The 26355-nt window shown below is 62.2% G+C and carries 25 protein-coding genes and 2 tRNA genes; 18 read left to right on the top strand and 9 right to left on the bottom strand.

Annotated elements, in window-relative coordinates:
* Positions 1-9 precede the first annotated feature (9 nt).
* On the top strand, positions 10-3159 hold the full coding sequence (locus tag V1294_RS21820) for an efflux RND transporter permease subunit (RefSeq protein WP_334500048.1): 3150 nt from the start codon (positions 10-12) through the stop codon (positions 3157-3159).
* Entirely contained in the window at positions 3160-6264 is a 3105-nt protein-coding gene (locus V1294_RS21815) for an efflux RND transporter permease subunit (RefSeq protein WP_334500046.1), read from the top strand.
* A gap of 25 nt (positions 6265-6289) precedes the next feature.
* Here V1294_RS21815 and V1294_RS21810 read toward each other — a convergent pair whose 3' ends face one another.
* Positions 6290-6646, bottom strand: coding sequence for a hypothetical protein (locus tag V1294_RS21810; RefSeq protein ID WP_334500044.1), 357 nt, complete (start codon positions 6644-6646; stop codon positions 6290-6292).
* A gap of 327 nt (positions 6647-6973) precedes the next feature.
* On the opposite strand from V1294_RS21810, the gene V1294_RS21805 reads away from it, so the two are divergent.
* The 4 genes from V1294_RS21805 (at position 6974) to V1294_RS21790 (ending at position 9532) form a co-directional block, all read left to right on the top strand.
* The gene (locus V1294_RS21805) at positions 6974-7735 is read left to right on the top strand and encodes a tRNA-uridine aminocarboxypropyltransferase (RefSeq protein ID WP_334500042.1); all 762 of its coding nucleotides are present in this window, start codon (positions 6974-6976) and stop codon (positions 7733-7735) included.
* 207 nt (positions 7736-7942) lie between these two features.
* Positions 7943-8422 (top strand): hypothetical protein, encoded by a 480-nt coding sequence (locus tag V1294_RS21800; protein ID WP_334480695.1) that lies wholly within the window; start codon positions 7943-7945, stop codon positions 8420-8422.
* A 240-nt stretch (positions 8423-8662) separates the two neighbouring features.
* A complete protein-coding gene (locus tag V1294_RS21795; protein ID WP_334500039.1) occupies positions 8663-9343 on the top strand; it encodes a hypothetical protein in 681 nt (226 codons plus the stop codon).
* Positions 9344-9458: 115 nt separating this feature from the next.
* A tRNA-Cys gene (locus tag V1294_RS21790) sits at positions 9459-9532 on the top strand.
* 59 nt (positions 9533-9591) lie between these two features.
* Here V1294_RS21790 and V1294_RS21785 read toward each other — a convergent pair.
* A complete protein-coding gene (locus V1294_RS21785) occupies positions 9592-9771 on the bottom strand; it encodes a hypothetical protein (protein ID WP_334500036.1) in 180 nt (59 codons plus the stop codon).
* A 254-nt stretch (positions 9772-10025) separates the two neighbouring features.
* Between V1294_RS21785 and V1294_RS21780 the strand changes: the two genes are divergently transcribed.
* Positions 10026-10283, top strand: coding sequence for a hypothetical protein (locus V1294_RS21780; protein WP_334500033.1), 258 nt, complete (start codon positions 10026-10028; stop codon positions 10281-10283).
* Between the two features lie 15 nt (positions 10284-10298).
* Here the strand turns inward: V1294_RS21780 and V1294_RS21775 are convergent, their stop codons facing one another.
* Positions 10299-10952, bottom strand: a complete 654-nt coding sequence (locus V1294_RS21775) for a TetR/AcrR family transcriptional regulator (RefSeq protein WP_334480700.1) — start codon at positions 10950-10952, stop codon at positions 10299-10301.
* Between the two features lie 101 nt (positions 10953-11053).
* Here V1294_RS21775 and V1294_RS21770 point away from each other — a divergent pair, with 101 nt between their 5' ends.
* Positions 11054-11875 carry an NmrA family NAD(P)-binding protein gene (locus V1294_RS21770; protein ID WP_334500030.1) on the top strand — a complete coding sequence of 274 codons (822 nt, stop codon included), beginning with the start codon at positions 11054-11056 and terminating at the stop codon, positions 11873-11875.
* A gap of 2 nt (positions 11876-11877) precedes the next feature.
* Positions 11878-12363, top strand: a complete 486-nt coding sequence (locus V1294_RS21765; RefSeq protein WP_334500028.1) for an anthrone oxygenase family protein — start codon at positions 11878-11880, stop codon at positions 12361-12363.
* 75 nt (positions 12364-12438) lie between these two features.
* On the opposite strand, the gene V1294_RS21760 is transcribed toward V1294_RS21765, so the two are convergent.
* Positions 12439-13152 carry a choice-of-anchor K domain-containing protein gene (locus V1294_RS21760; RefSeq protein ID WP_334500025.1) on the bottom strand — a complete coding sequence of 238 codons (714 nt, stop codon included), beginning with the start codon at positions 13150-13152 and terminating at the stop codon, positions 12439-12441.
* A gap of 1022 nt (positions 13153-14174) precedes the next feature.
* On the opposite strand from V1294_RS21760, the gene V1294_RS21755 reads away from it, so the two are divergent.
* Both V1294_RS21755 and V1294_RS21750 read left to right on the top strand, forming a co-directional pair.
* On the top strand, positions 14175-14432 hold the full coding sequence (locus tag V1294_RS21755; RefSeq protein ID WP_334480707.1) for a hypothetical protein: 258 nt from the start codon (positions 14175-14177) through the stop codon (positions 14430-14432).
* A 148-nt stretch (positions 14433-14580) separates the two neighbouring features.
* Positions 14581-14796, top strand: coding sequence for a hypothetical protein (locus V1294_RS21750; protein ID WP_334500023.1), 216 nt, complete (start codon positions 14581-14583; stop codon positions 14794-14796).
* An 81-nt stretch (positions 14797-14877) separates the two neighbouring features.
* Here the strand turns inward: V1294_RS21750 and V1294_RS21745 are convergent, their stop codons facing one another.
* Together V1294_RS21745 and V1294_RS21740 are read right to left on the bottom strand one after the other, a co-directional pair.
* Positions 14878-15024 (bottom strand): hypothetical protein, encoded by a 147-nt coding sequence (locus V1294_RS21745; protein ID WP_334480709.1) that lies wholly within the window; start codon positions 15022-15024, stop codon positions 14878-14880.
* The gene (locus V1294_RS21740; protein ID WP_334500021.1) at positions 15021-15248 is read right to left on the bottom strand and encodes a hypothetical protein; all 228 of its coding nucleotides are present in this window, start codon (positions 15246-15248) and stop codon (positions 15021-15023) included. Before V1294_RS21740 ends, V1294_RS21745 begins: the two co-directional genes overlap by 4 nt.
* Positions 15249-15493: 245 nt before the next feature.
* Here V1294_RS21740 and V1294_RS21735 point away from each other — a divergent pair, with 245 nt between their 5' ends.
* The gene (locus tag V1294_RS21735) at positions 15494-15715 is read left to right on the top strand and encodes a hypothetical protein (protein WP_334500018.1); all 222 of its coding nucleotides are present in this window, start codon (positions 15494-15496) and stop codon (positions 15713-15715) included.
* Positions 15716-15772: 57 nt separating this feature from the next.
* Here V1294_RS21735 and V1294_RS21730 read toward each other — a convergent pair whose 3' ends face one another.
* Together V1294_RS21730 and V1294_RS21725 are read right to left on the bottom strand one after the other, a co-directional pair.
* The gene (locus V1294_RS21730) at positions 15773-15913 is read right to left on the bottom strand and encodes a hypothetical protein (RefSeq protein ID WP_334500015.1); all 141 of its coding nucleotides are present in this window, start codon (positions 15911-15913) and stop codon (positions 15773-15775) included.
* Positions 15914-16235: 322 nt separating this feature from the next.
* A tRNA-Asn gene (locus V1294_RS21725) sits at positions 16236-16310 on the bottom strand.
* A 268-nt stretch (positions 16311-16578) separates the two neighbouring features.
* On the opposite strand from V1294_RS21725, the gene V1294_RS21720 reads away from it, so the two are divergent.
* From V1294_RS21720 to V1294_RS21695, 6 genes are all read left to right on the top strand, one after another.
* Positions 16579-16779 (top strand): hypothetical protein, encoded by a 201-nt coding sequence (locus tag V1294_RS21720; RefSeq protein ID WP_334500012.1) that lies wholly within the window; start codon positions 16579-16581, stop codon positions 16777-16779.
* Positions 16780-16924: 145 nt separating this feature from the next.
* Positions 16925-17590, top strand: coding sequence for a protein-L-isoaspartate O-methyltransferase family protein (locus V1294_RS21715; RefSeq protein ID WP_334500009.1), 666 nt, complete (start codon positions 16925-16927; stop codon positions 17588-17590).
* Positions 17591-17838: 248 nt separating this feature from the next.
* Positions 17839-19245, top strand: coding sequence for a TolC family outer membrane protein (locus V1294_RS21710; RefSeq protein WP_334500006.1), 1407 nt, complete (start codon positions 17839-17841; stop codon positions 19243-19245).
* 316 nt (positions 19246-19561) lie between these two features.
* Positions 19562-20275, top strand: coding sequence for a PopZ family protein (locus tag V1294_RS21705; protein WP_334480716.1), 714 nt, complete (start codon positions 19562-19564; stop codon positions 20273-20275).
* A 270-nt stretch (positions 20276-20545) separates the two neighbouring features.
* Positions 20546-23410, top strand: coding sequence for a valine--tRNA ligase (locus tag V1294_RS21700; protein WP_334500003.1), 2865 nt, complete (start codon positions 20546-20548; stop codon positions 23408-23410).
* A 169-nt stretch (positions 23411-23579) separates the two neighbouring features.
* On the top strand, positions 23580-23966 hold the full coding sequence (locus V1294_RS21695) for a VOC family protein (protein WP_334500001.1): 387 nt from the start codon (positions 23580-23582) through the stop codon (positions 23964-23966).
* A 44-nt stretch (positions 23967-24010) separates the two neighbouring features.
* On the opposite strand, the gene V1294_RS21690 is transcribed toward V1294_RS21695, so the two are convergent.
* Positions 24011-26317: a glycoside hydrolase family 113 gene (locus tag V1294_RS21690; protein ID WP_334499998.1), complete on the bottom strand. Its 2307-nt coding sequence runs from the start codon at positions 26315-26317 to the stop codon at positions 24011-24013.
* Positions 26318-26355: the final 38 nt, after the last annotated feature.

Genomic DNA, 26355 nt, shown 5'->3' with positions numbered 1-26355 from the left:
GACGCAACCATGAGCGTCTCCGAACCGTTCATCCGCCGGCCGATCGCGACCTCGTTGTTGGGGATCGCGCTGATGATCGGCGGTGCGCTCGGCTACTGGGCGCTGCCGGTATCGGCGCTGCCGCAGGTCGATTTTCCGACCGTGCAGGTGACGACGCAACTGCCGGGCGCGAGCCCCGACGTGGTCGCCTCGCTGATCACGGCGCCGCTGGAGCGCCAGCTCGGGCAGATTCCGTCGCTGTCGTCGATGCAGTCGACCTCTTCGTTCGGCGTCAGCCAGATATCGCTGCAATTTGACCTCAACCGCGACATCGATGGCGCCACCCAGGACGTCCAGGCCGCGATCAACGCCGCCGCCGGGATCCTGCCAAGAAACCTGCCGTATCCGCCGACCTACGCCAAGGTGAACCCGGCGGATGCGCCGGTCCTGACGCTGGCGCTGACGTCGGAGACGATTTCGCTGCGCGCGATGAGCGATATCGCCGACACCATCCTGGGCCAGCGGCTCAGCCAGATTTCCGGCGTCGGGCGCGTTGCAATCCTCGGCGGGCTCAAGCCCGCGGTGCGGGTGCAGGCCGATCTGGCGCGGCTCGCCGCCTATGGCATCTCGATGGAGGATCTGCGCAACGCCATCGCGGGCGCCAACGTGTCGGGGCCAAAGGGATCGCTCGACGGCGCGCAGCAGGCCTACACCATCGCCGCCAACGACCAGATCGCGGCGGCGGAAGCTTACAAGCCGATCATCATCGCCTATCGCAACGGTTCGCCGGTCACGATCGGCGACGTCGCCATCATCATCGACGGGCTGGAGAACGACCGGACCGGCGGCTGGTATCAGGGCACGCCGGCCGTGATCATCGACATCCAGCGGCAACCCGGCGCCAACGTGATCGAGGTGGTCCGGCAGATCCGCGCGGAAATTCCCAAGGTGCAGCGCGCGATCCCGGCCGGCGTCAATCTGACCATCGTCTCCGACCGCACCGTCACCATTCGCGCCTCGGTGCACGACGTCCAGTTCACGTTGATCCTTTCCGTGGTGCTGGTGACGCTGGTGGTGCTGCTGTTCCTGCGGTCGCTGCGCGCGACCCTGATTGCGGGCGTGGCGCTGCCGTTGTCGCTGATCACCAGCTTCGGCATCATGTATTTTTCGGGCTTCAGCCTCGACAATCTGTCGCTGATGGCGCTGACAATCGGCACGGGGTTCGTGGTCGATGATGCCATCGTGATGATCGAGAACATCGTCCGCCACATGGAGAACGGCGAATCCGTCATGGAGGCGTCGCTCAAGGGCGCCAGCGAAATCGGCTTCACCGTGATTTCGCTGACGGTGTCGCTGATCGCGGTGTTCATCCCGCTATTGTTCATGTCCGGGCTGGTCGGGCGCATGTTCCGCGAATTCGCGCTCACGCTGACGATCGCGGTCGTGACCTCGGCGATCGTGTCGCTGACGCTGACGCCGATGATGTGCTCGCGGCTGCTCAAGCATGTCGGCGAGGAGATGACGGTCCCGGGGCTCGCCGCCGTCAGCCGTGGTATCGACCACATGGTCGCCTTCTACCATCGCACGCTGCTGTGGGTGCTGCAGCGCCAGCGCGCGACTCTGATTGTAACGTTCGCCACCATCGCTGCGACCCTCGTGATGTACGTGATCGCGCCGAAGGGCTTTTTGCCGCTGCAGGACACCGCGTCGATCACCGCAGTGACTGAGGCCGGGCCCGACGTTTCCTTTGCCGAGATGCAAAGCCGGCAGGCGGCGGCAGCGGCTGCGATCCAGGCCGATCCTGACGTCGTCGGCGTGGTCTCCGTGATCGGGGCGGGCTCGGTCAACCCGACCACCAATGTCGGACGCCTGGTGATGACGCTTAGGCCACGCGGCGAGCGGCACGACGACATTTCCGTCGTGGTCGATAGGCTGAAGCAACGCACCGCGTCGATCCCCGGCATGACCATCTATTTCCAGCCGGTGCAGGACGTGCAGATCTCGACCCAGTCGAGCCGCTCGCAGTACCAGTATACGTTGACCGGCACCGATGCGGCGCAGGTCTCGCTGTGGTCGCAGAAGCTCATCGCCGAAATGCGCCGCGATCCGCTGTTCCGCGACGTCTCGTCGGAAGCGCAGGAAGGCGGCTTGCGCGCTGCGCTCGACATCAACCGGCAGCGCGCCGGTCAGCTCGGCGTCAGCATCCAGGCGGTCAACGACACCCTCAACGACGCCTTCGCACAGCGGCAGATTTCGACGATCTACGGCCAGGCCAACCAGTATCGCGTGGTGCTGGAGGCGATGCCGATGTACCAGCGCGATCCGTCGATCCTCTCGAAGCTCTATCTACCGGGGGCCGCGAGTACGACCGCAGGCGCGCCCGGCGCCCAGGTGCCGCTGTCGGCGGTAGCGACGCTCACCCGCACCACGGCGCCGCTGGCGATCTCGCATCTGGCGCAGTTTCCAGCCGTCTCGCTCAGTTTCAACCTTGCGCCCGGCGAGGCGCTGGGCGATGCCGTCGACGCGGTCAAGAAGATCGAGACCAGTATCGGCATGCCCGGCAGCATCGTCGGCGTCTATGCCGGCGATGCGGCCGAGTTCTCGAAATCGCTGGCCGGCCAGCCATGGCTCATTCTGGCGGCGATCGTCACCATCTACATCGTGCTCGGCGTGCTCTACGAGAGCTACATCCACCCGATCACCATTCTCTCGACGCTGCCGTCCGCAGGCGTCGGCGCCATTCTGGCGTTGATGCTGTTCGGGCAGGATCTGTCGGTGATCGGCCTGATCGGCATCATTCTATTGATGGGCATCGTCAAGAAGAACGCGATCATGATGATCGACTTCGCATTGGAGGCGGAGCGGCATCAGGGTATGTCGCCTAATGAAGCCATCGTGCAGGCCTGCCTGTTGCGCTTCCGTCCGATCATGATGACGACGCTGGCCGCGCTGTTCGGCGCGCTGCCGCTGGCGATCGAAAGCGGCACCGGCGCTGAATTGCGCTTCCCGCTCGGCATTTCCATCATCGGCGGCTTGCTGCTGAGCCAGTTGCTGACGCTCTATACGACGCCGGTGATCTATCTGGCGCTTGACCGGCTCAATCGCAAAATCGAGAAGGCGGTGCCGGACCCCGGGCCTCCGGGGCCAACGGTTGCCGGCGCGACCGAGGGGATGCAATAGATGGCATCGATCTCGGAGCCCTTCATCCGCAGGCCGGTTGGCACCACGCTGCTGGCGATCGGGCTCTTTCTGGTCGGCATCGTCGCCTATGTCTTTCTGCCGGTCTCGGCCGTGCCCAATGTCGACTTCCCGATGATCCGGGTGTCGGCCACGCGGCCCGGCGCCGATCCTTCCGTGATGGCCTCAACCGTTGCCGCGCCGCTCGAACGCCGGCTCGGCCAGATCGCGGGCCTCGACCAGATCACTTCGACCAGTTCGCTCGGCAGCACCAGCATCCAGTTGCAATTCTCGATCGGCCGCGACATCGATCGCGCGGCGCGCGATGTGCAGGCTGCGATCAATGCCTCACTGGCGGACCTGCCGAGCGATCTGCCGTCGCTGCCGCGCTTCCGCAAGGCCAACCCTTCAGCCGCACCGGTATTCGTGCTGGCGCTGACGTCGAAGACGCTGACGACCAGCGCGATGTATGACGTCGCCGACACCGTGATCGCGCAGCGCATCTCGCAGGTGCCGGGCGTGGGCGAAGTCAACGTCACCGGCGCCGACCAGCCGGCGGTACGGATTGCGCTGAACCCGGTGGCGCTGTCGAATGCGGGGATTGCGACCGACGACGTGCGGCTCGCCATCATCAACGCCAATCCGCTGGGGCCGGTCGGCATCTTCAACGGCGGCCGCCAGAGCGAGACGATCTCGACCAACAAGCAGATGCGAACCGCGGCCGAATTCCGCGACATCATCATCAAGAGCTCGGCCGGCAATTTCGTCCGCCTTGCCGATGTCGCCGAGGTCGAGGATTCCGTCCGCAACAGCCGCTCGATCGCCTGGTTCAACAAACAGCCCGCGGTGTTGATCCAGATCACCAAGCAGGGCGACGCCAACGTGATCGACACGGTCGACCGGGTGAGGGCGCTATTGCCGGATCTGAAGCAGTGGCTCCCAGGCGGGGTAGAGATTTCGACCCTGGTCGACCGTACCGGCACCATCCGCGCCAGCGTGCTCGATATGCAGTACACGCTGCTGGCGACGGCGTTCCTGGTGATGGTTGTCGTGTTCGCGTTCCTGCGGCGGCTGACGCCGACCATCGCGGCCGGCGTCTCGGTGCCGCTGGCGCTGGCCGGCACCTGCGCCGGCATGTGGCTCGCCGGCTTCTCGATCGACAATCTGTCGCTGATGGCGCTCGCGATCTCGGTCGGCTTCGTGGTCGACGACGCCATCGTCATGATCGAGAACATGTACCGCAACCTCGAACACGGCATGGCGCCTTACCCGGCAGCGCTGGAGGGCGCCAAGCAAATCGGCTTTACCGTGCTATCGATCAGCCTGTCCCTGATCGCGGCGTTTACGCCGCTGATCTTCATGGACGGGATCGTCGGCCGGCTGTTGCGCGAATTCTCGCTGACGCTGACCTTTGCGATCGTGGTGTCGACTGTGGTCTCGCTCACGATCACGCCGATGATCTGTGCGCATTACATCAAGGAGGCGACGTCGGATCGCGCGACCTGGTTCGATCGCCTGGTCGAGGGCACGCTGTCGCGCATCGTTTCTTTCTATACCTGGACGCTGCGGGCGGTGCTGGGCTTTCCGTTCCTGACCCTGCTCGTGTTCTTTGCCACCATCGCGCTGACGGTGGTGCTCTATATCAAGACGCCGAAGGGCTATTTCCCCACTGACGACAGCGGGTTCGTGATCGGCGCGACGCGCGCATCCCCCGACACATCGTTCCAGGCGATGCTCGGGCTGCAGCAGCAACTGGCCGACATCGTCATGGCCGACCCGGCGGTCGCCGGCGTTGGCTCGTCCCTCGGCGGCACCGCCGGTCCGGGCGGCGGCGGTTCCAACCGCGGCACCATGTTCATCAGCCTGAAGCCGCCGGAGGAGCGGGCGGGTATGTCGACCGCGCAGGTGATCGATCGCCTGCGGCGGAATCTCTACCGGGTCGCCGGGATCCGCCTGTTCATGTTCGCCGCGCAGGACATCCGCACCGGCGGCCGGCAGAGCGATTCCGACTATCAGTATACGCTGTCGAGCACCAATCTCGATCTGTTGCAGAAATGGGCGCCGCTGGTCGCCAAGCGCATGGAGACGGTGGAGGGTATCACCGACATTTCCAGCGACCGCGACCCCGGCGGGCTGCAATTGTCGCTGGTGATCGACCGCAAGACGGCGTCAAGCCTCGGCGTGCGCGTCCAGGATATCGACAACGCCCTGAACAACGCGTTCGCGCAACGGCAGATCTCGATCATCTATACCCAGCGGAACCAGTACATGGTGGTGCTGGAAATCGATCCGAAATTCCAGAGCGATCCCTCCAACCTCGAGCGTATCTTCGTGGCCGGCGCCAACGACGCCCAGGTGCCGCTATCGGCTGTGGTGCGCTACCAGCGCGGCCTGTCGCCGCTCGCGGTGTATCACTCGCAATCGTTCCCCTCGACGACGGTGTCGTTCAATCTGCTGCCCGACGTGCCGCTGGAGGTCGCGACTACAAACATCCAGCGCGCCGTCGAGGAACTGCACATGCCGGAAGGCATCCGTGGCAGTTTCGACGGCAATGCCGGCGATTTCAACAAGACCAGCGGCCGGCAGCCGCTGCTGATCCTGGGCGCGCTGGTGGCGATGTATATCGTGCTCGGCGTGCTCTATGAAAGCCTGGCGCATCCGATCACGATCATCTCGACGCTGCCGTCCGCCGGGCTCGGCGCGCTGCTCGCGCTGCAGGTGACCAATACGCCGCTGACCGTGATCGCCTTCGTCGGCATCATCCTGTTGATCGGCATCGTCAAGAAGAACGGCATCATGATGGTCGATTTCGCGCTCGACGCCGAACGCCACCGCGGCCTGTCGTCGGCGGACGCGATTTTCGAGGCGTGCCGTGCCCGCTTCCGGCCGATCCTGATGACGACAATGGCCGCCTTGTTTGCCGGCATTCCACTGGTCATTGCCACCGGCCCCGGCACCGAGCTGCGCCGGCCGCTCGGCATCACCATCATCGGCGGATTGTTCGTGTCGCAGATCCTGACGCTGTACACCACGCCGGTGATCTACCTGCTGATCGACCGGTTGCGGCAGCGATCTCGGCCGGCAGCGATCCCGGCGCCGGCCGAATAGAAGCTTCGAGGGGCTTTTGCAGGCCTCAGCGTTGCTGTTGGCTTTTCACATCGCCCGCAATGGCATCGACGTATGGCTTGTAGCGAACGGAAAGGGTTCGCAGAGCACTGACGATTTTTTCTTTCTTCTCAGGCGGCAAATCCGGGCCGCTGGCAAGTTTGTACAGTTTTTCTTCCATTGTTCCCCAAAATGCCGGGCCACCTTTTAGTATCGCCAGTTCATTCGCCCGCTCTTCGATGAAGCCCGTAATAAGAGTGAAGGCCACATAAAAAAACACGAGCACCGCACAAGTGACAGCGGCAAGCTTTATAAAAAAAGTCGTCAACGGCGAAGGGGCAAATGATGGTTTCAATGCCGTCTTGTCCATTTCACTTGCTGACATTCCAGTGCTCTCCAGTTGCAGTTTGGGTCGTTTATCACCATGACCAACAATCGCACAATTTCCACAGCCTTGACGATCAGCGGCCTGAACCGGTGAGGCGGAGCGTCTCGATATCAGTTTCGGACCATCTCATCACCAACGCCAAATTCGATGCAAGAGCATCTTCTTCGTCTCCCGGTTCGGCTGCGGAGCGTATTCGGCGAAACTCTCGTGAAAGGGACAAGGCCGCGGTTTTTTCGGCTTCAGCCGGCCTTGCAAGTGCGGCGCCGGCGGTCACGGTGCCTGCCGAACGGTTGAATTACCCGCCACGAAGCGTATAGCGGGCGAATGTCAGAACAAGCCAATCCCAAGTTTGGCGTCCCCAAGTCCGGCGTCCCCAAGTCCGGCGCCGCCGAAGAGGTGGTCCCGGACTGTCCGCATTGCGGCAAGCCGCTGCCGCTCTGTATCTGCGACAGCGTTACGCCGATCAAGAGCCGCATCTCGCTGTTGATCCTGCAGCACCCGCAGGAGCAGGACAGGGCGCTCGGCACCGCGCGGCTGACCGCGATGCATTTCAAGGATGCGGTCGTCAAGATCGGCCTGTCCTGGCCAAGCCTCTCCAAGGCGCTGGGACGGAAGGTCGATGATCCCTCGCGCTGGGCGGTGCTTTATCTCGGCTCAGCCAAGGTCGCCGATCTCGATACCGATGCCGAAATCGTCGCAATCAATCGCAAGGGCGAGGTCGAGCCGCACCAGCGCGCCACCCTCTCCGACATCGAAGGCATCGTGCTGCTCGACGGAACCTGGAGCCAGGCCAAGGCGCTGTGGTGGCGCAATGCGTGGATGCTGAAATGCCAGCGGGTCATTCTGGGCCCGAAACGCCCGTCACGTTACGGCAAGCTCCGCAAGGAGCCGCGCGGCGACGGCCTTTCCACGATCGAGGCCGCAGGCCTGCTGCTGGCGGGGCTCGAAAAGCGGCCTGAGATCGCCGAGGCGCTCAACGCCAGCTTTGACCGAATGCTGGCGCGGTATCGGGAAGTGCAGGCCGAAATGCCCGAGCTCGCGCCCAAGCCGAAGAAGAAGGACTATCGGCGGCGCAAGCGGGGCTGACTTCCGACCTTTCAACCAGAGGGCTGTCGACGAGGTGCGTGTGTCTCGCTGGGTGTCCAGTGTTGCACCGTTACCCGTCTGGTTCCAATGTCGGCCTCACGACATAGGTAATCCTGTTTTGCCCGGAAACGGCTGTGGACAATGGTGACACGGCCCTTGACGGTGATAAATTCCTTACCCTCCGCGTAACAATTTGGAGCTTAGTCGATGACTTTAAGCACAGAAATTCTGACGCGTTCTCCATTACTCGACGCTGATGGACTGGAAGGAGAAATCGGCAACATAATCAGCAGAACCCGGCGAGGGCCGGTCCTCCGAGAAGTGTCCGAAAGCCACGATCATCCGTTGCCGAAAGGCCCGATGCCCGACTACGTCGAGCACAGGGAAGGGGTCAATCAGGTCGGCAAGCTCTCGGCCGAAGCCGTGGTCCGCGAATACGACGCGGCAGTGAAAGAGATTGAAGCCCTCGGTGCCGAACTGACCGAGGCCGCCAGGAAATGTGAGGCGATGGTCGCAGGCGTTCACGCCACGGTGAGCGAGATCAAGGAGTTGGCGGCGAATTATCGTGAGGAAGGCAAGCGCTACTTCCTGCAGATCGAGGATTGTTCCCTGATGACATCCGAAGTCCGGACCGTCTGCGAGACGCTCAAAAAGAAAATTGCCGCAGGTAGTAATCTCGCCGCCTGATGTTCCGGCTGTGGCCGGTCCTGGTGGCGGCCGCGCCGTTCGTCGTCGCGGCCATAAGCTGGGTATTCTAGGTCGCACGGCCGTCACCGAGATGTCGATGACGGCACGCGCCAGATGGCAGGTCGGATGTCCGTTCCGACCTGAGACTCGGTCACGTCTCGTGACGCGCGGCGCCTGAAGGTTGCTCCATTCTTTCCCCCGCACTATGACGGACGCGTCGGATGCAAGCGGAGCAACGGGATGGAATTGGTCGCGCATTTGCGCCTGTTGAGACAGGCTTCGATTGATCTCGTCTTCTTCTGCGGCGTTCCGATCGTGCTGGCGATAACTTCGGCCGTTCTCGGACCGTACACGGCCATCATGGGAGGCACCGGCGCGACCGTCTACATCCTCTCGCTCGCCATTGTGCCTTGGTGCCTGACCGGCCTTGTCACCCAATTGGTGAGCAAAAGCGCCGGGCGAAGACTGCCGCTTTGGCTGATTGCGGCCATCGGTGCCATCGCCGCCGGCCCCTTCGTGTCGCTCTACGTGTATGTCATCAGTGCGATCGCCGTCGACATCTGGCCGGCTCTGGACGCCTTGCGCCCGGCTGCGTTCAGCGCGGAACATCTCAAATCCGCCGCCTTGTCGGAAGGACGCGCCATCGTGCTCTGGATCGCCTTCGTTGTCATTTTCCATGAGACGCTGGGCTGGGCGAGGTTTGCGTCGCCAGTCGCGGAAGCAAGCCGCGAAGAGCGCTTTCAACTGAGCGGCGCTGAATGGACGGCGGAAGACGATGCGCTGTTGCGATCGTTGATTCGTAACGGCGAGCCGCCGAGGGCTATCGCGCTGGAAATGAAGCGGACGGTCGCGGGTATCCGCGCCAGGACTGCAAAGCTTGGTCTTCGGAACAACCGTATCGGCGATAGGTCCGCCAATTGAGGCGCCGGCCGGGCGGCACGATCCGGACTGTTTCAGTTTGCTAACCAGTGCTGCGCAGGGCCAGCGCTGCTTGGTTGCCTATCCGGGGCAGGGCGTATATGAGTGCGCCCGATGGGGCCACGTGGCGGAGTGGTTACGCAACGGTCTGCAAAACCGTGTACACCAGTTCAATTCTGGTCGTGGCCTCCATCCATATAATCAATGGCTTAGGCCGATTATAGGAGAGGCCGCAGGAGGTCAGCCGCGCTTCAGCAGACGGCGTACCAGCCCTCGGGAAACGGAACCAGCGGCCACGGGCCCCGGTTGTCGTTGGCGGCACGCGGCGACGGATAAGAGTGCTGGGTCTGGACCACGAAATCATCCTCCGGGACTGGCGCAACAGCCGTTTGAACGGCTTCCAGCAGCAAGTCGTATTCAACTTCGCTCATCGCGCTCTCCGGGGTTCCAGAGGCGATGGTCGCAAAACTATTTTGTTTCCATATTGAGCGGATCGCTCGAATTTTAACGATTCGGCGACCGCGGCAAAGCTGGTTACTGAAGTGTTGAGTTCCCCGCTCAAACGCTAACCCCGCGCAGGCGGGGTCGAGTGTGAGAAAAACCACTTTTTGCAAAATTTAGTTCGCGTATTCGCCTGGATGACGCCGGCCTTGTCAAGGCGGGCACGATCCAAGGAGACGCGGTCATGAAGGCACGGTTTGCGCGAAGTGCGGCAGGGCTCTTTCGTTCGCGCCGGGCTTCGACGCTCGGCTTCCTGCTCACGCTGATGGCGAGCGGCTCGGCCACTGCCCAGCAAGGCACCCCCGAACAACGCCGGGCCTGCACGCCCGACGTCTACCGCCTCTGCGCCGGCGAGATCCCGAACGCCCGGGCGATTACCGCATGCCTGCGCCGGCAGAAGTCGAGCTTGAGCCCGGCTTGTGCTGCGGTGTTCGAGCAGTGAGCACCAACCGCTTCCTTACATCTCCAGCGCGGCCAGATTCTTCGGCAGCATCCGCTTGAACAAAGTGAGAATGCGGGCCGCTTCCTTCGCGTCCTGCGTAATGGCGTGGCGGACTGTGGCGGCGATCAGCGTCATGATCAGTTGGGAAAACGAGGCGAGGGCGGTTGCGGGCGCGCCGGGTGCGATCCGCCGCAGCGCATCGCCGAGCAGCCCGGCGAGATAGACGCCGTCCTCCTCGTCGAGTTTTTGCAAGGCACGGTCGGCCTGCGTCGCTTGCCAGATATCGCGCATGACCGGCACGTCCATGAACATCTGATAGTAGCTGTCGGTAATACGGCACAAAGCCGGATGCAGATCCCTTGCGTTCCTGACCACGGCGAGGTCGCGCCGGACGCAGTCGCGGCCAACCGCATTGTAGCGTTCCGCCAGCGTGCCGATGATCGCGGTCTTGTCCGGAAAGTATTGATAGAGCGAGCCGAACGGTACGCCGCTGCGCTCGACGACGTCGCTCATGCGGAAGGCTTCGCTGCCCTTTTCAGCCATCAGCGCTGCCGCGCATGCGAGGATTTTCTCGAACCGCTCGCGGCTGCGCTGCTGGGTCGGGACGAGGCGCGCCAATCCCCCAGCGCCTGCTTCGGCGGCTTTCTGTCCGGCTTTTCCCCTCGGCATCGATCCTCTCACATAAAAGCGACTTGACGTTACTAATACGAGAGTTTATCGGGTTTAGCAAATACGAGGTATTCTCGTATTGCGTTCCGAAAGGATGATCCATGTCAGAACTTCCGATCCTGATCATCGGCGGCGCCGGCAAGACCGGGGCGCGCGTCAATGCGCTGCTAAGGGCGAGCGGCGTCCCGACGCGGCCGGTGTCGCGTTCGACGCCCATTCCGTTCGACTGGACCCGGCCCGAGACATGGCCGGCCGCGCTTGCCGGCGTCTCGATGGCCTATGTCACCTTCCAGCCGGATCTTGCCGTCGAGGGCGCCGCCGAGGCGATCGCGGAGGTCAGCCGGCTGGCGCGCGCGAACGGACTGGAGCGCGTCGTATTGCTGTCGGGCCGCGGCGAGCCGGGGGCGCAACGGGCGGAGGCGGCGTTGCAGCAATCCGGCGTTCCCTGGACCATCGTGCGCGCAAGCTGGTTCGACCAGAATTTTTCCGAAGGCTATCTGCTCGACGGCGTGCTGGCCGGCGAGATCGCTTTGCCGGCGGGTGCCGTGCCCGAACCGTTCATCGACGCCGATGACATCGCCGAGGTCGGCGTCGCCGCGCTGACGGATCGGCGTCATGCCGGCAAGGTCTATGAGGTGACGGGGCCGCGCGCGCTGACGTTTGCGCAAGCCGTGGCCGAGATCGCCCGGGCCGCGGGGCGGCCGGTGCACTATCGGCAGATCGGTTCGGAAGAGTTTGCCGACGGCATGCGGCCCCATGTGCCCGAGGAATACATCGCGCTTCTGCTCGAGTTGTTCACCGTCGTGCTCGACGGGCGCAATTCTGATGTCGCGCACGGCGTCGAACAGGCGCTCGGCCGCCCCGCGCGCGACTTTGCCGATTACGTCCGCCGAACCGCGGCGACCGGTGTCTGGAGGGCATGATCATGCTGCAGATGTTGATGGTCGGCCTGCTGTGGTTTTCCGCTGTTGGCTGCGGCCTGCTCGCCGGTCTTTATTTCGCGTTTTCGGCCTTCATCATGACGGCGCTTGGCCGCATCGGGCAGGCGGCAGGCATCGCGGCGATGAATGCGATCAACGTTGCGATCGTCCAATCGCTGTTCCTGCCGATCTTCCTGGCGACGACGGCTGCGAGCGCAGCGCTGGCGGTGACCGCGCTGTTTCGCTGGGGCGAGCCCGGCGCGATGGCCATGGTGGCCGGCGGCGTGCTCTATGTGCTCGGCATGTTCGTCGTCACGATGATCTTCAACGTGCCCTTGAACAACGCGCTTGCCGCGGCCGACCCCGCAAGCCCCGAGGCCGCCTCGCTGTGGGCGCGCTATCTGACGGACTGGACGTTGTGGAACCACGTGCGGACGGTCGCATCCACGGCAGCTTGCGCGCTGTTTATTGCGGCGATTGCGGCAAGGTAGGGCGCCGGAGATGCCGACAAACAAAAGCCGCCCCGGATCAGGGGGCGGCTTTCGAATTGTTTTCAGCGCGTGAGATCAAGCAGCCGTGAGAGCGCTTCCATTCCGCTTGCGGCGATAGGCCATGAAGCCGACGCCGGCGAAGCCGAGGATCATCATCGCCCAGGTCGACGGTTCCGGGACCGCAGCTACGGCGGTGAAGTCTGCCACGATCTTGAGCGTCGACGTTCCGCCCTCGGGATTCACCCATTTGGTGCCGTCGTACCATCCATCGCCATATTCAACGAAGTGAATGTCGGAAACCTTGACGCCGTTGAGGACGAATGGACCAAGGTTGTTGAGCGTTGCCTGGGTGATGTTGAACACGTTGTCAGGCGACGGGTTGGTCGTCTGCTGGATGTTCAGGTTGAACACCTGAGAATCAAACGCATTGCTCGGCGAGGTGAAGTTCAGCGAGAACGTGTAGTTGACGTTGAAGTTCTGGTCGGTGTTGTAGGTGGCCAGATTCACCCAGGTGATCTTGCCGATAACGTAATCGTTCTTATCGGTCGGGACGTTGGTGCCGACGATGTCCGTGATGGTCAGCGTGCTCGGCTTGTTTTGATAGTTGGATGCGCCCGACATTTTGAGCACATTGCCGTTGTTGGTAATGGAACAACTGGGGCTGCCGCCGCAATTCGTGACGTTGGAAAAATTGCCGTCGCCGGTGAAGCTCACGAGTGCTGCATTGGCCGGTGAATGCACTGCAGCGGCGAACAAACCTGCGGTCAGAATTTTAAATACCTTGCCCATGTCGGGACACCCCAATTTTTAACGATTTATTATAATGCGACCCTCTCAGTTATTATATAGCTAGTCAAGGGAGTAGATTTAATTTTCAGAATTAAATATCAATCCCCCCGGTTGTAGGGTGAATCATGTTCTCCTGAAAGGAAGTGCTGGCCGGGCTGAGCGGGCGGCTTCCGATGGCTTCGGGCCAGAACACCGGCCGGCGCAGCCGTTTCGTGGCGCGCGCGCGACAGCTGGCGAATTGCGGAAAAGATATCCGGCAAAACGCGGCGAGGCTTCTCGGCCCAGCGGGCGTATGTGCCGCGCTGGCCGGGATTTAATCTGTCGTGTCGGAGGACATAAAGCCGTAACTGGCTCCCCGGGCTGGATTCGAACCAGCGACCATTCGATTAACAGTCGCATACTACCTGTGGGTGTTGCATGACATGGCCAGACATGTCCGGACCTGTAACGAAATCAGTAGCTTACGGGAGACATTGAAGTCCGAACCGCTCTCAGGTCACGTCCGCCAAAAGTTCGAATGGTCGCCGAAGCGAACGCAAAATCGGCGAGCAATCGAATGGTCGGTGCTAGCGGACGTTCCAGCCCGCTCGTCTTCACGCCGACGTTGCTTTTAATAGCGGCGATCCACCCGGAACTCGCACCCGCGCAGCATTTTTGATGAACTCGCCAGTGGTGAAAAGTGACTGAACTGGAAATTTAGTTCTGCTTCGCCCAACATGCCGCCGGGTAGGGGAAACAAAGATGGCTAACATCATGCAGTTCCGCGTCTGGATAACAAGACGGCGCTGGCAATTTTCCGAGAGAGCTTCAAGCCACCGTCACGCCTAACGGCATGTCGCTGCAAGCTGCGGGTGCCGATCCAGTGAATCTGCTATCATCAGATTAGCAGCGAAAAGAAATTCCGGCCAACAAAGCTGGCGGGCTCAAATGCGCTGACTTATGTCGTCGGCACTTATGCGAGCTATACTAGCTACACGACCCGCATTCAGAAGTATAATCTGAGTTGAGATCGATGCGGTTCATTGCGACTTGATGCCGAATGCCCGACGCGTCAACAATTGCTTTGGAGCAAACGAGCTGAGAGAAACGTTTTCCGGCTCGAAAACGACATCGCCGAAACGCCTGCAGACACAATCGAAGGGATGCGGGCAAAAGTGCGATGTGCCGAACTTTGGAGGCACGGTGAGAAAGTCGACAGCATTCCTGGCGGCTGCGAGGAAGCGATGGCGGTGTCGATCTTCGCCGACATTCAGCACATCGCGGCGAGGGCATTGTCCTAATGTTGTTTCCGGGCCCGCCGGTTCACGCTGGCGGGCCTTTCGAAAGGGGACGTGTCATGCCTAGAGCGTAGCACTCCAGCTTGCCGTGATGCGAGCTTTATGCTCGACTGCCGGCGCGTCCTTTTTCCAAGTTAAGGGAGAGCTGTGCATGAAGAAAATAATTCTTGTCGGTCTTGCGATCTTCGCTGTCTCCACTTCTGGCGCTTTGGCAGCCAAGAAAACGACGAAGCCGAAGGCACCTGCCGCCGCCGCCACGACCACGAACACGGGTGGCGCAGCTCCGCCCATGTTGGGCCAGGTTAGTGCCGCTGACCGCGAGCTATATGCGAAAAATCAACGCGACTCCGGCATGAAGAAGAAGTAGAGGGACAAGCTGCTCCAGCGCGCGCTTGCGCGCGCTGGATGGGCCTTAAGAAAGTAAGGCCGCCTCAGTTGGCGGCCTCTTTCATTCCAGAACCTCGTACTCAAAGGCCACGCCCTCAGGATCGTTCTCCTCGAACCATTTTTCTGCAGCATCCACGTTGGCGAGCACCTTGACGTGCTCGGGATCGCCGACCTGCTTGCTGGTGTTGACGTAGACAAAGACGGTCATTGGTCCCTCTTGAGCTTCCGTTTGCCCCAGTGGGTATCTTTCCGATCGGGATTGAACACCCGCTCGACATGACGGTTCAGCGCCTTCATGACTCCGATCCGCGCCATCATCGTCGGGCCGCCGCTCCCCGCAACAAGGATTAGCGCCTCCATAGCGGCCTGCCATTCGGGGGCGGAGTGCTCGGCCTTGGGCAACTTCGTGATGTAGCTGGCGGCATCCCTCAAGGTGAGGAGCCACCGGCCAGCTGGAAGCGGTATTGGATCCTCAAACGAGGTGGACCAGGGCAATAAAATCTACTCGGGCAATGATCTTGCTCGGGCGCCGTGCTGAGGGGCTCATTCGAACGATCCAGTGAGCAATGAAGGAGCGCTATGGACCTAGATCACGTCCGTTCCGCTGGCGAAGATCGAAGACCTTTGCGCCGAGCGGGACCGGCTCAAGGGAGGGCGGCCAACGAAGGGGCGCGTCCTTGGCGGCCGGAGTTGGTGATGCGCGACAATTGAAATGGCACGACGAGAAGGCGGGCAACTCGCCATGGATCAACACGCTCGCCGAACTGCGGCAGCGGGCAACGCGTGAAGGCCACTGCTATCAACACGTCCAGGCGATCACCATTGCGATCGATCAGTACGCAGAAAAGGCGCTGGGCAACCGCGATTACTTTCTCAACAAGCCGTACGGGGTTGGGTAAGGGCGATGGCTGACGTAACGGCCGACCTAAAGCGGAAGTCGCCCGTCCGCAATACTTTCAAAACAGATAGAAGGTCCCGATCAGCAGGCCCGCAGAAAAGGACCAAAGCCCCAAGGTGCAGACCGACACGACGCGCACGAGGTTGCGAATCTGCACCTCGAACTCCTCATCCGTTGTGTCATGGAAACTAGCAGCCATTGGCGCTGTCCTGCCCCAGCAGGCGTTGGACGGATGTATGCAAGAATCATGGTGAAGGTGGGGCATTTGCGCCCGGCCCCGGGCCGGAGTCGTTCCCCATGTTCGCAATGGTCAGGGCCGCTTCAGTCAATGCTGCTGCCGAACTTATTGACCTTGGCTGAGATCGAAACAACGGCGGCGAACGTAGCGACCAGCACCAGCACCGCCGCCGGCTGCCATGAGCGTAATCACGGCTCACCTGGTGTGTGCAAAGAGTGTGCACGCCCTAACGCGTGCGCTGAAGGGGAGGAGACGAAACCCGATCTAAGTGATTGATTTGATTTGGCTCCCCGGGCTGGATTCGAACCAGCGACCATTCGATTAACAGTCGAATGCTCTACCGCTGAGCTACCGAGGAACAGGCGAAACAAGGTTCGCGAGCGGGCAGCGTATAACAAAGCCTTTCGGGCTTGCAAAGGACCAATTCACAGGCTGCGCGCTTGCTTGAAGCGGAACGGGAAAGCTCCTGTGCCACAACCATTTGTCGTTGTTTTTGCCCTGGATAGGCGGTGGCTGGAACCAGGCAGGCGCAAATCCGTCATACACAGGTGTGATCGATCGGGCCGCCAATTCGACGCAATCGCCCAAAAGGTTCGATCGGTCCGGGTTTCATGGGAGCTGATTCGATGCCAGCCATTGCGACCGACCTGATACGCGCGGTTCCTTCGATCGTCCCAAGCGACATTCCCGCCATGAGTGACGACGAATGCCTGTTTCGGCTCGCGCAAGCCATTGAAGCGCATGATACGGAGTACCTGGATCATGATACCGAGCACCTGGATGAAGTCGCGCGGCTGATCGCCCGGCTCGCCGTGGCGATCGAGTAGGCGACTTTCAGGCGGCTTGCCCGCGCCACCGGCGGCGGCTCGGCAGCAGCTGCCCGCATGTTGCGTTTTGCCGGAGCTTGTACCAAAGATGACGCGGTTTCAGCTCTTTCGGCGGCCATGCCGCATGCTCTCAGGATCTTAGCCTATGTCCGGTTTTGCGACCGCGCGCCAGAAAATGGTCGATGGTCAGGTACGTCCGAGCGACGTGACCGATATCCGAATTCTTGATGCCATGCTGGCGGTGCCGCGCGAGGCCTTCGTTCCCGAAAACAAGCAGGCGCTGGCCTATCTGGATCTCGATCTCGATGTCAGCGAAGGCAGCGCGGCCAAACGGTTCCTGATCAAGCCGGTGGTGCTGGCGAAGATGCTGCAGGCGGCTGACATCAAGGCGAGCGACCGCGTCCTGGTGGTCGGCTGCGCCACCGGATACGCCGCCGCCGTGATCGCCCGATTCGCTCCCCAGGTGACCGCAACCGAGAGCGATTCGGCGCTGGCGGCGAAGGCGCAGGCTAGCCTAGCCCGCAATGGCTGTGGAAACGTGACGGTCCGCCCCGCGGCGCCGGCCGATGGCGACGCGGCAGGCGCGCCTTATGATGTCATCGTGCTGAACGGCGCGACCGAGGTCGTGCCGGAGCAGCTCTACCGGCAATTGCGCAGTGGCGGCCGATTGGTGGGCGTCTTTGCGATGTCACGGCCGGCACGGGCTACCATCGTGACCGCTTCGCATGGCGATTTCGGTCACCGGACGCTGTTCGATGCCGCCGCCCCGGTGCTGCCCGGCATGGAACTTGTTCCGGCCTTCGTTTTCTAGCGTTTCAGCCGTTTCCACGCCCAATATTCGCCCTTCGCGGCCGGCTAAATCCCCTTCGAAATCAGAAGTGTGGCACGATTGCCCCACGTGAAGAGTTTCGACGGCGTTTGCTTGCGGAGTAGTTCCGTCCAGCCTACGTGCGGACTAAGGTGAGCCGGGACTCACTTCGAGTGAAGCGACGTTCGGTTAAGGATCATGTGCAACCATGATCATGGGCCGGGCGACCAAAAAAGATTGGATTGCTTGGGATGCGTGGGGTGAAGGAATTTGCCGGAGCTGCGGCTTCGGCCCTTCTATTAGTATGCATGGGCTCGACGCCCGTCTTGGCCGACACGATTGAGGCGGCCCTGGTGCGCGCGTATCAGAACAATCCGCAGCTCAACGCGCAGCGCGCGCAGGTGCGCTTCACCGACGAGAACGTGCCGCAGGCGCTGTCGGGCTACCGCCCACGGGTCTCGGTTACGGCAAGCGCAGGCTACCAATATACGGATACGCTGAGCACGCAGGGCGGCACCGCCGACGTCCTCGTTCGCACCAATATTCACGGCGCCAATCCGCCGCGCAGCGTCGGTGCCACCATCACGCAGACGCTCTTCAACGGCCAGCAGACCGCGAACAGGACCAGGGCGGCCGAGGGGCAGGTTTCCGGCGCGCGCGAAGCCTTGCGCGCACTCGAACAAACCGTCTTGCTCAGTGCCGCGACAAGCTACATGGACTATCTGCGCGATTCCGCGATCGTCGAGGTGCAGAAGAGCAACGTTCGCGTGCTAGAGCAGACGCTCAAGCAGACGCGCGACCGCTTCAACGTCGGCGAAGTCACCCGTACCGACGTCGCGCAGTCGGAAGCCCAGCTTGCCGCCGGCAAGACGCAGCTCCTGACCGCGGAAGCCAATCTGACGACGACGCGATCGAACTTCCGCCGCATCATCGGCAACGAACCCCAAAACCTTGCGCCGGGCTCGCCGGTCGATCGCTTCCTGCCATCGACGCTGCCGGCCGCCGTCGAGCTCGGCCTGACGCAAAATCCGAACGTCACCGCGGCGATGTTCGGCATCGACGTCAGCTACCTCCAGGTCAAGGTGGCCGAAGGCGCGCTGTTGCCGACCGTCACGTTGCAGGCATCGGTTCAGCAGTCCTATGAGCAGAGCCTGATCCAGTACCGCGCGTTCGGCGCGTCTGCGATCACACAGCTTTCGGTGCCGATCTATCAGGGCGGCGCCGAATATTCGCTGATCCGCCAGTCCAAGGAAACGGTGGCGCAGCAGCGCCTCGTTCTCGACCAGACCCGCGACCAGACCCGCGCCAACGTGGTCACGGCATGGGGACAGCTCGTCGCCGGCAAGGCGCAGGTGCAATCGGCGCAAGCGCAGGTGACGGCGTCGGAAATTGCGTTGAACGGCGTGCGCGAGGAAGCCAAGGCCGGACAGCGCACCACGCTCGACGTGCTGAACGCACAGCAGGCGCTGGTCAACGCGCGCGTTGCGCTCGTTACCGCGCAGCATGATCGGGTGGTTGCGTCATACTCCGTGCTGAACACGGTCGGCCGGCTGTCGCCGACCGTGATGAACCTGCCCACCACGGTCTATGACCCGAGCGTGCACTATCATCAGGTGCGCGATAGCTGGGCCGGCGTTCGCACACCCGACGGCCGCTGATCTCCGAGTCGATTTCCGCACAGGCGGGATGAAATCGTCGCCCGGCGCCTGAAGCGCCGGGCGCTTTGCTTGCAATCAATTGTGGCCATGACGTACCGTTTCCGGGGCGAGCTGAGCGATTCGTGGCCCGCGTCTTTGCATCTCACGGACGCGTGTCGGAATCGTTTTGAGGGGAGCAGGACCTGCGCGCGATGCCGCGGGCGGGCTTGATCTGGGGACAAGTCGGGCTTGTGCGATGAAAATCCCGGCCTGCATATCCGGAACCGGCAATTCCTTCGTGGCTTTGGTGTAAAATGGTTTCGATGTGGAGTCGGAGATGACGCAACCTGCAAAGGTCCAAGAGCCCTCGATGGAGGAGATTCTGGCGTCGATCCGTCGCATCATTGCCGACGACGAGGCTAAGCCTGCGGCTGCCGAAAAGCCGGCGAGCGCGCCGGCCGCCGCGAAGCCGGCCGTGATGAAGGATATCCCGCCGTCGGCGATCGCTCCGGCGCCGAAGCCGGTTGCCGCGCCGAAACCAGCCCCGCCGCCACCACCGCCTGCGCCCGAACCGGCCGCCAGCAACAACCAGGACGATATCGACGCGATGCTGGCGAGCCTCGATGCGGCGACGCCCGAGGCGGATATCAGGCCGGCGGCGCCCGAGGCCGATGTTTTCGAACTCACCGACGAGATGGCATTGCCCGAGCCTGCACCAGCCCCCGCCGCGACAACATTCAGCAAGGTCGATCCGCAGGACGACATCGAATTCACCGAAGCCAAGGCGTCACGTCGCCAGCCGGCCTATGAGCCGCCGTTCGAGAGCGCGCCAGCGCGACCGATTTTATCGCATTCAACCGTCTCCGCCGTGGAATCCGCCTTCAACTCGCTGGCCAATACCGTGCTGAGCAACAACGCGCGGACGCTGGAAGATCTGGTCAAGGAAATGCTGCGGCCAATGCTGAAATCCTGGCTGGACGACAATCTGCCGGGACTGGTGGAGCGGATCGTCAAGGCCGAAATCGAACGGGTTTCGCGCGGCGGGCGCTAGTCCCAAAGCTGCGTTGAGGCTGCATCAAGGCCGCCCTGGCGGACGTCGATCGCCAACCCCATCCTTCAAACCGGCGTTACCTCGGGTCCCCGCTGCCCTGAACCCGCGTTGTCAGGTTGACTTGAGGCGCTGCGGCGGCTTTCTAGGGGCGCGGCCCGGCGCCGATCGCATCCAAACCGGACGCTACCACATTGATTTAATTTACATTCTTTGAGAGGACCGGCGACGGTTTTGCTCAAGGGAGCCCCCACCATCTCCAATTGCAGTGCCATGATCGAGAAAAACTACCAGCCCGCCGATATCGAGAGCCGCATGTCCCGGATCTGGGAGGAGAGCGGTGCGTTCAAGGCCGGTCGCCCGGAACGAAAGGACGCCGCGCCGTTCACCATCGTGATCCCGCCGCCGAACGTGACGGGCTCGCTTCATATGGGCCACGCACTGAACAATACGCTGCAGGACATTCTCTGCCGCTTCGAGCGCATGCGCGGCCGCGACGTGCTGTGGCAGCCCGGCACTGATCACGCCGGCATCGCGACCCAGATGGTGGTCGAACGGCAATTGATGGAACGGCAGGAGCACCGGCGCGACATGGGCCGCGCCAAATTCCTCGAACGTGTCTGGCAGTGGAAGGCCGAGAGCGGCGGCACCATCGTCAACCAGTTGAAGCGGCTGGGCGCCTCCTGCGACTGGTCGCGCGAGCGCTTTACGATGGACGAAGGCCTGTCGCGCGCCGTCGTGAAGGTGTTCGTCCAGTTGCACCGCGAAGGCCTGATCTACAAGGACAAACGGCTGGTCAACTGGGACCCGAAGCTGGTGACCGCGATCTCCGATCTCGAGGTGCTGCAGGTCGAGGTCAAGGGCAGTCTCTGGTACCTGCGCTATCCGATCGAGGGCAAGACTTTCAGCCCCGACGATCCCTCGACTTTTGTCGTCGTGGCGACGACGCGCCCCGAGACGATGCTCGGCGATACCGCCGTTGCGATTCATCCGGACAACGAGCGGATCGGCCATCTGATCGGCCAGCACGTCATCCTGCCGCTGGTCGGCCGCCGCATCCCGATCATCGGCGACGACTATGCCGACCCTGAGAAGGGATCCGGCGCGGTCAAGATCACGCCGGCGCACGACTTCAACGACTTCGAGGTCGGCCAGCGGCACGGCCTGCCGCAGATCAACGTGTTCGATCGCGAGGGCTGCATGGCCCTCGTTGGCAATGAGGATTATCTGCGCGGATTGCCCGAGGGCGCGGACCAGTTTGCAGAAGAATTACAGAGCGTCGAGCGCTTCGCCGCGCGCAAGCAGATCGTGGCGCGGCTGGAAGATTTCGGCTTCCTGGAGAAGGTCGAGCCGAACACGCATGCGGTGCCGCATGGCGACCGCTCCAACGTGGTCATCGAGCCTTATCTGACCGACCAGTGGTATGTCGACGCCAGGACCATGGCGCAGCCGGCGATCGCGGCTGTGCGCTCGGGCGCGACCAGCTTCGTGCCGAAGAACTGGGAAAAGACCTATTTCGAATGGATGGAAAACATCCAACCCTGGTGCATCTCGCGCCAGCTCTGGTGGGGCCATCAGATTCCCGCGTGGTACGGGCCCGACGGCAAGGTGTTCGTTGCCGAGACCGAAGAGGAAGCCGTCGGCAACGCGCTCGGTTACTACGTCGAGCAGGAAGTCATCACGGAAGAGCAGGGGCGCGAGATGGCGCTGGACCCTGCCAAGCGCGAGGGCTTCATCGTCAGAGATGAAGACGTGCTCGATACCTGGTTCTCGTCAGGCCTGTGGCCGTTCTCAACGCTCGGCTGGCCGGATGAAACGCCGGAGGTGAAGCGCTATTACCCGACCAACGTCCTCGTCACCGGCTGGGACATCATCTTCTTCTGGGTCGCCCGGATGATGATGATGGGCCTGCACTTCATGAAGGAGGCGCCGTTCTCGACCGTCTACATCCACCGCCTGGTTCGCGACGAGAAGGGCGCGAAGATGTCGAAGTCGAAGGGCAACGTCATCGATCCGCTCGGCGTCATCGACGACTTTGGCGCGGACGCGCTGCGCTTTGCGCTGGCGCGCGGCGCGGCCCACAACCACGACATCAAGCTGTCGCCGCAACTCGTCGAAACCAATCGCAACTTTGCGACCAAGCTGTGGAATGCCTGCCGCTTCGCCGAAATGAACGGCTGTGAGCAGCCCGCAGGCTTCGATCCGACAGCGGCAAAGCAGACGCTGAACCGCTGGATCGCGCATGAGACCTCGCGCGCCACGCGCGAGGTGACCGAGGCGATCGAGGGCTATCGCTTCAACGATGCAGCCAATGCGATCTACCGCTTCGTCTGGAACGTCTATTGCGACTGGTATGTGGAACTCGCAAAGCCCGTGCTGATGGGCGAGGAGGGGGCCGCGAAAGCCGAGACCCGCGCCATGACCGCCTGGGCGCGCGACGAGATCCTCAAGCTGCTGCATCCGTTCATGCCCTTCATCACCGAGGAGCTCTGGGCGGTGACGGCGAAGCGCGACGGCCTGCTGGTGCTGGCCGAATGGCCGCGCAAGGCGAGCGCGGTGACCGAGGAACAGATCGCTTCGATGGCGCTGGCAGGACCTGGCGACCCGCTGATCGCGCCCGTCATGGCCGCGCTCGACGCCGGCGATTTCAGCGATCCCGCGGCCGAGGCTGAAATCGGCTGGGTGGTCGATCTCGTCACCGCCATCCGTTCGGTGCGCTCGGAAATGAACATTCCGCCGGCCACCTTGATCCCGCTGGTGCTCTCGGGCGCGTCCACGGAGACCCAAGGGCGCGCGCAGCGCTGGAACGACACCGTGAAACGCCTGGCGCGTCTGGCGGATATTTCCTTTGCCGATCGCCCGCCGGAAGGCACGGTGCAGTTGCTGGTGCGCAGCGAGGTGGTGGCGCTGCCGCTGAAAGGCGTGATCGATCTTTCCGCGGAAAAGACGCGGCTCGACAAGGAAATCGTCAAGGCCGACGCCGACATCAAGCGCGTCGACGCCAAGCTCGGCAACGAGAAATTCGTGGCGAACGCGCCGGAGGAGATCGTCGAAGAGGAAAAGGAAAAACGCGAGGCGGCGGTGGCGCGAAAGGCGAAATTGCAGGAAGCGCTGGAACGCTTGAAGATGGCGTCCTGACTCAAGGCGCTGAACCATCCCCGTCATTGCGAGCGAAGCGAAGCAATCCATGGCGCGGTATAACGGATAGATGGATTGCTTCGTCGCTTCGCTCCCTTGCGCAAACGCTTCGCGTTTGTCGCAGGCAATGACGGCTGAGGTAGCATCAGTCACCATCGAGGACCGATCGATGCTGGACCACGTCTCCATCACAGTCTCAGATTTCGCCGCCGCCGAGCGCTTCTACGATGCGGTCATGAAGGCACTCGACGTCGTCAAGGTCGGAAGAAGCGACCGCTGGCTCGGCTATGGCGAACGGGCTGACGCGGAGCATCCGGATCGCGTCTACATCGCCATCTACAAGGGTGCGAAGCCGGACGAGGCCACCAGCCGGCATTGGTGCTTCAAGGCGAAGTCGCGAAGCGAGGTCGACGCGTTCTGGCACGCCGGCATCGCCGCCGGCGGCACCGACGATGGGCCACCCGGCCTGCGCCACTATCACGCCGCCTACTACGGCGCCTTCCTCCGCGATCCCGACGGCAACAAGGTCGAGGCGGTGTGCCATCGGGCGGGCTAGCCGCGCGATGGTTGTCGGGATCAGGCGTTTACCCTCGGCTAGCCTCAGACGAACAGAAAATCGCCGGCGTGAAGCTCGCTCAACGTCATGTTCCGAATCTCGATCGTATTGTTGGCGTCGACCGTAATCACAACGCTCGTGCCAACCTCGGCCATGTGCGATTGCAGCGCGCTGAAGTCGGCAAACACCGTCTTGTCGAACTGCAGGATGTCCTGCACACCATCGATGTTCTGGAAGTCGGCAACTGTGTCCTTGCCGAAGCCCGCAGCGAAAACGAATGTATCGTTGCCCGACCCGCCGGCCAGATAATCGTTTCCGCCACCACCGATCAGCCGATCGTTGCCGCTGCCGCCATACAGGAACTCGTTGCCCGTACCGCCCTGCAAGCTATCGTTGCCCTCGTTGCCGAACATTTGCGTTGCCGCCGTGCCGCCTTTCAGTTGGTCGTCGCCGGCGTTGCCGTGCATGATATCTAGTCCGCCGCCACCGGAGAGATAGTCGTTGCCGTCTCCGCCACTCATGGCGTTCGCCGCTCCGCTGCCGTAAAGCTGGTCCTTGCCGGCGCCGCCGTCGAGCAGGGCCCCCGTGTCGCCGGCGCTGGCCTTGATAATATCGTTGCCGTCGTCGCCATAGAGTTGGTCCGTCGCCGTGGCGATGCCGGCGCCGCTGTTGATCGTATCGTCGTCCGCTCCGCCGTGGATCACGTCCGCGCCGGTGCCGCCGGTGATGGCGTCGTTGCCTGGGCCACCCTGGATCATGTCAGTCCCGGCACCGCCGTTGATCACATCCTTGCCTGCACCTCCGTCAAGACTGTCATCATCGGTCGCCGAGCCGAAGAACAGGTCCTGGTGAGCAGTCATGTCATAGTGGATGGACTTGTTCTGATAGAGGTTCCAGGTTCCAGGCGAACTTGGATTGACGCCGTCGGAGACGGCAAGATGCTCGCCGTTGACCGCAATGTCCTTGATGTAGAGATTGCGGTCGCCATTGGCGTTGGCAACATCGTTGATGAAGGCGAGATCAAGACTCGACACTGTCGCCGGGTTGGCGAAGGTGAATGTGAAGGTCTGGAAACCCGATGCATCTGTCGCGCCGCGGAATTCGACGGTGTCGCCGACCTGCTGCCCGTTGATCAGGAGCTGCATTTTGGCGCCGACGCCGTCGACGACGGAGCTGTAGCCCGTCACCGTGACAGTGGTCTCCGTGAGTTTCGGAATGGTATCCGGGCCGCCGGTAATGGTGTCGTCGCCGCCGTCTGTCTTGATCGTGTCGTTGCCCACCCCGCCTGACAGCAGGTCATTGCCGCCGCCGACATCCATCAAATCGGCAGACGGAGACCCCGTCAGATTCTGGCCGGGCGGCTGGTGCTGACCGCCGTACCATTCGGTAATCAACTGCTGCGCAGGCTTGTCTTGGGGCGAGTAGCCGATCGGCGAGTATTTGTTGTTCGTGTCCCAGTTCCAGATCGACGCGCCCCTGAACCAGCTTCCGCCTTCCGATCCCCACACCTGAAAGAAGGCGTTGAAGGCGTCATATTGCTCCTGGAGGTCCTGCGTCGTGCCTTCGGCCCAGCCGCCCGGCCTGATATTGGTTCCGTCGACGCTTCGATAGCCGGTTTCAGTGAAGAACACCTGCTTGTCGTACTGCAAGGCGAGGGAATGGAAGAAATCGACAGGCGACATGTGATTCATCGCCTTCGCCCAGTAGTCGTCCGTGGACATGCTGTTCCACGCATTGACCATCTCCTCGACGGTCGGCTCGGTTGTCGTCGTTAGCGGCGGATAGGCGTTGATTCCGATGACATCGACCTTGTCCCAAAAGCTGACATTGATGGCTTCGTCGGTTGCGGCTGCATAGGTGATCTCGCCATGGAACACGGCGCGTATGGAATCGATGAGGTCGACCCAGTAGCTTCGATACTGGGGTCCGGAGAGCTTGCCGAGTTCATTGCCGATCGAGAGCATAGTTACGCCGGCCTGCTCGGCGAGTTCTGCCATGTGGATCATTTCGCTCTTGTAGGAAGCAAAGAAGGCGGCGGGATCGCTCGGAACAAGTGCGTATGCGAGCGTCCCATCGAGGGCTGAAACCATAGGCTTCAACGTAACCGAAAGGCCGAACGCCCTGGCATTTGCCGCGGCCTGAAGAATGTTGGCGTCGCTCTCGGTCTTGCCGGGATCCGCGAAGACATCATTCGACGTCCTGGTCTCCATAAAGAGCCGTGGAGCGAGCTCGATCGAGTTTGCATTGGTACTCGCGATCGCCTGCATGGCGGCGGACGCGGAACTGGTAACGAATGCACCATTGTAGTTGGAGAGGAATCCAAATCCTTGAACAGGGAACACACCCGCCATCGTACAGCTCCATTTCCTTTAAAGTTTCTGTTGCTGTT

This window comes from Bradyrhizobium sp. AZCC 1678, from assembly GCF_036924765.1.
GTDB classification, from domain to species: domain Bacteria; phylum Pseudomonadota; class Alphaproteobacteria; order Rhizobiales; family Xanthobacteraceae; genus Bradyrhizobium; species Bradyrhizobium algeriense.
This window is presented reverse-complemented; position numbering and strand designations above follow the sequence as displayed.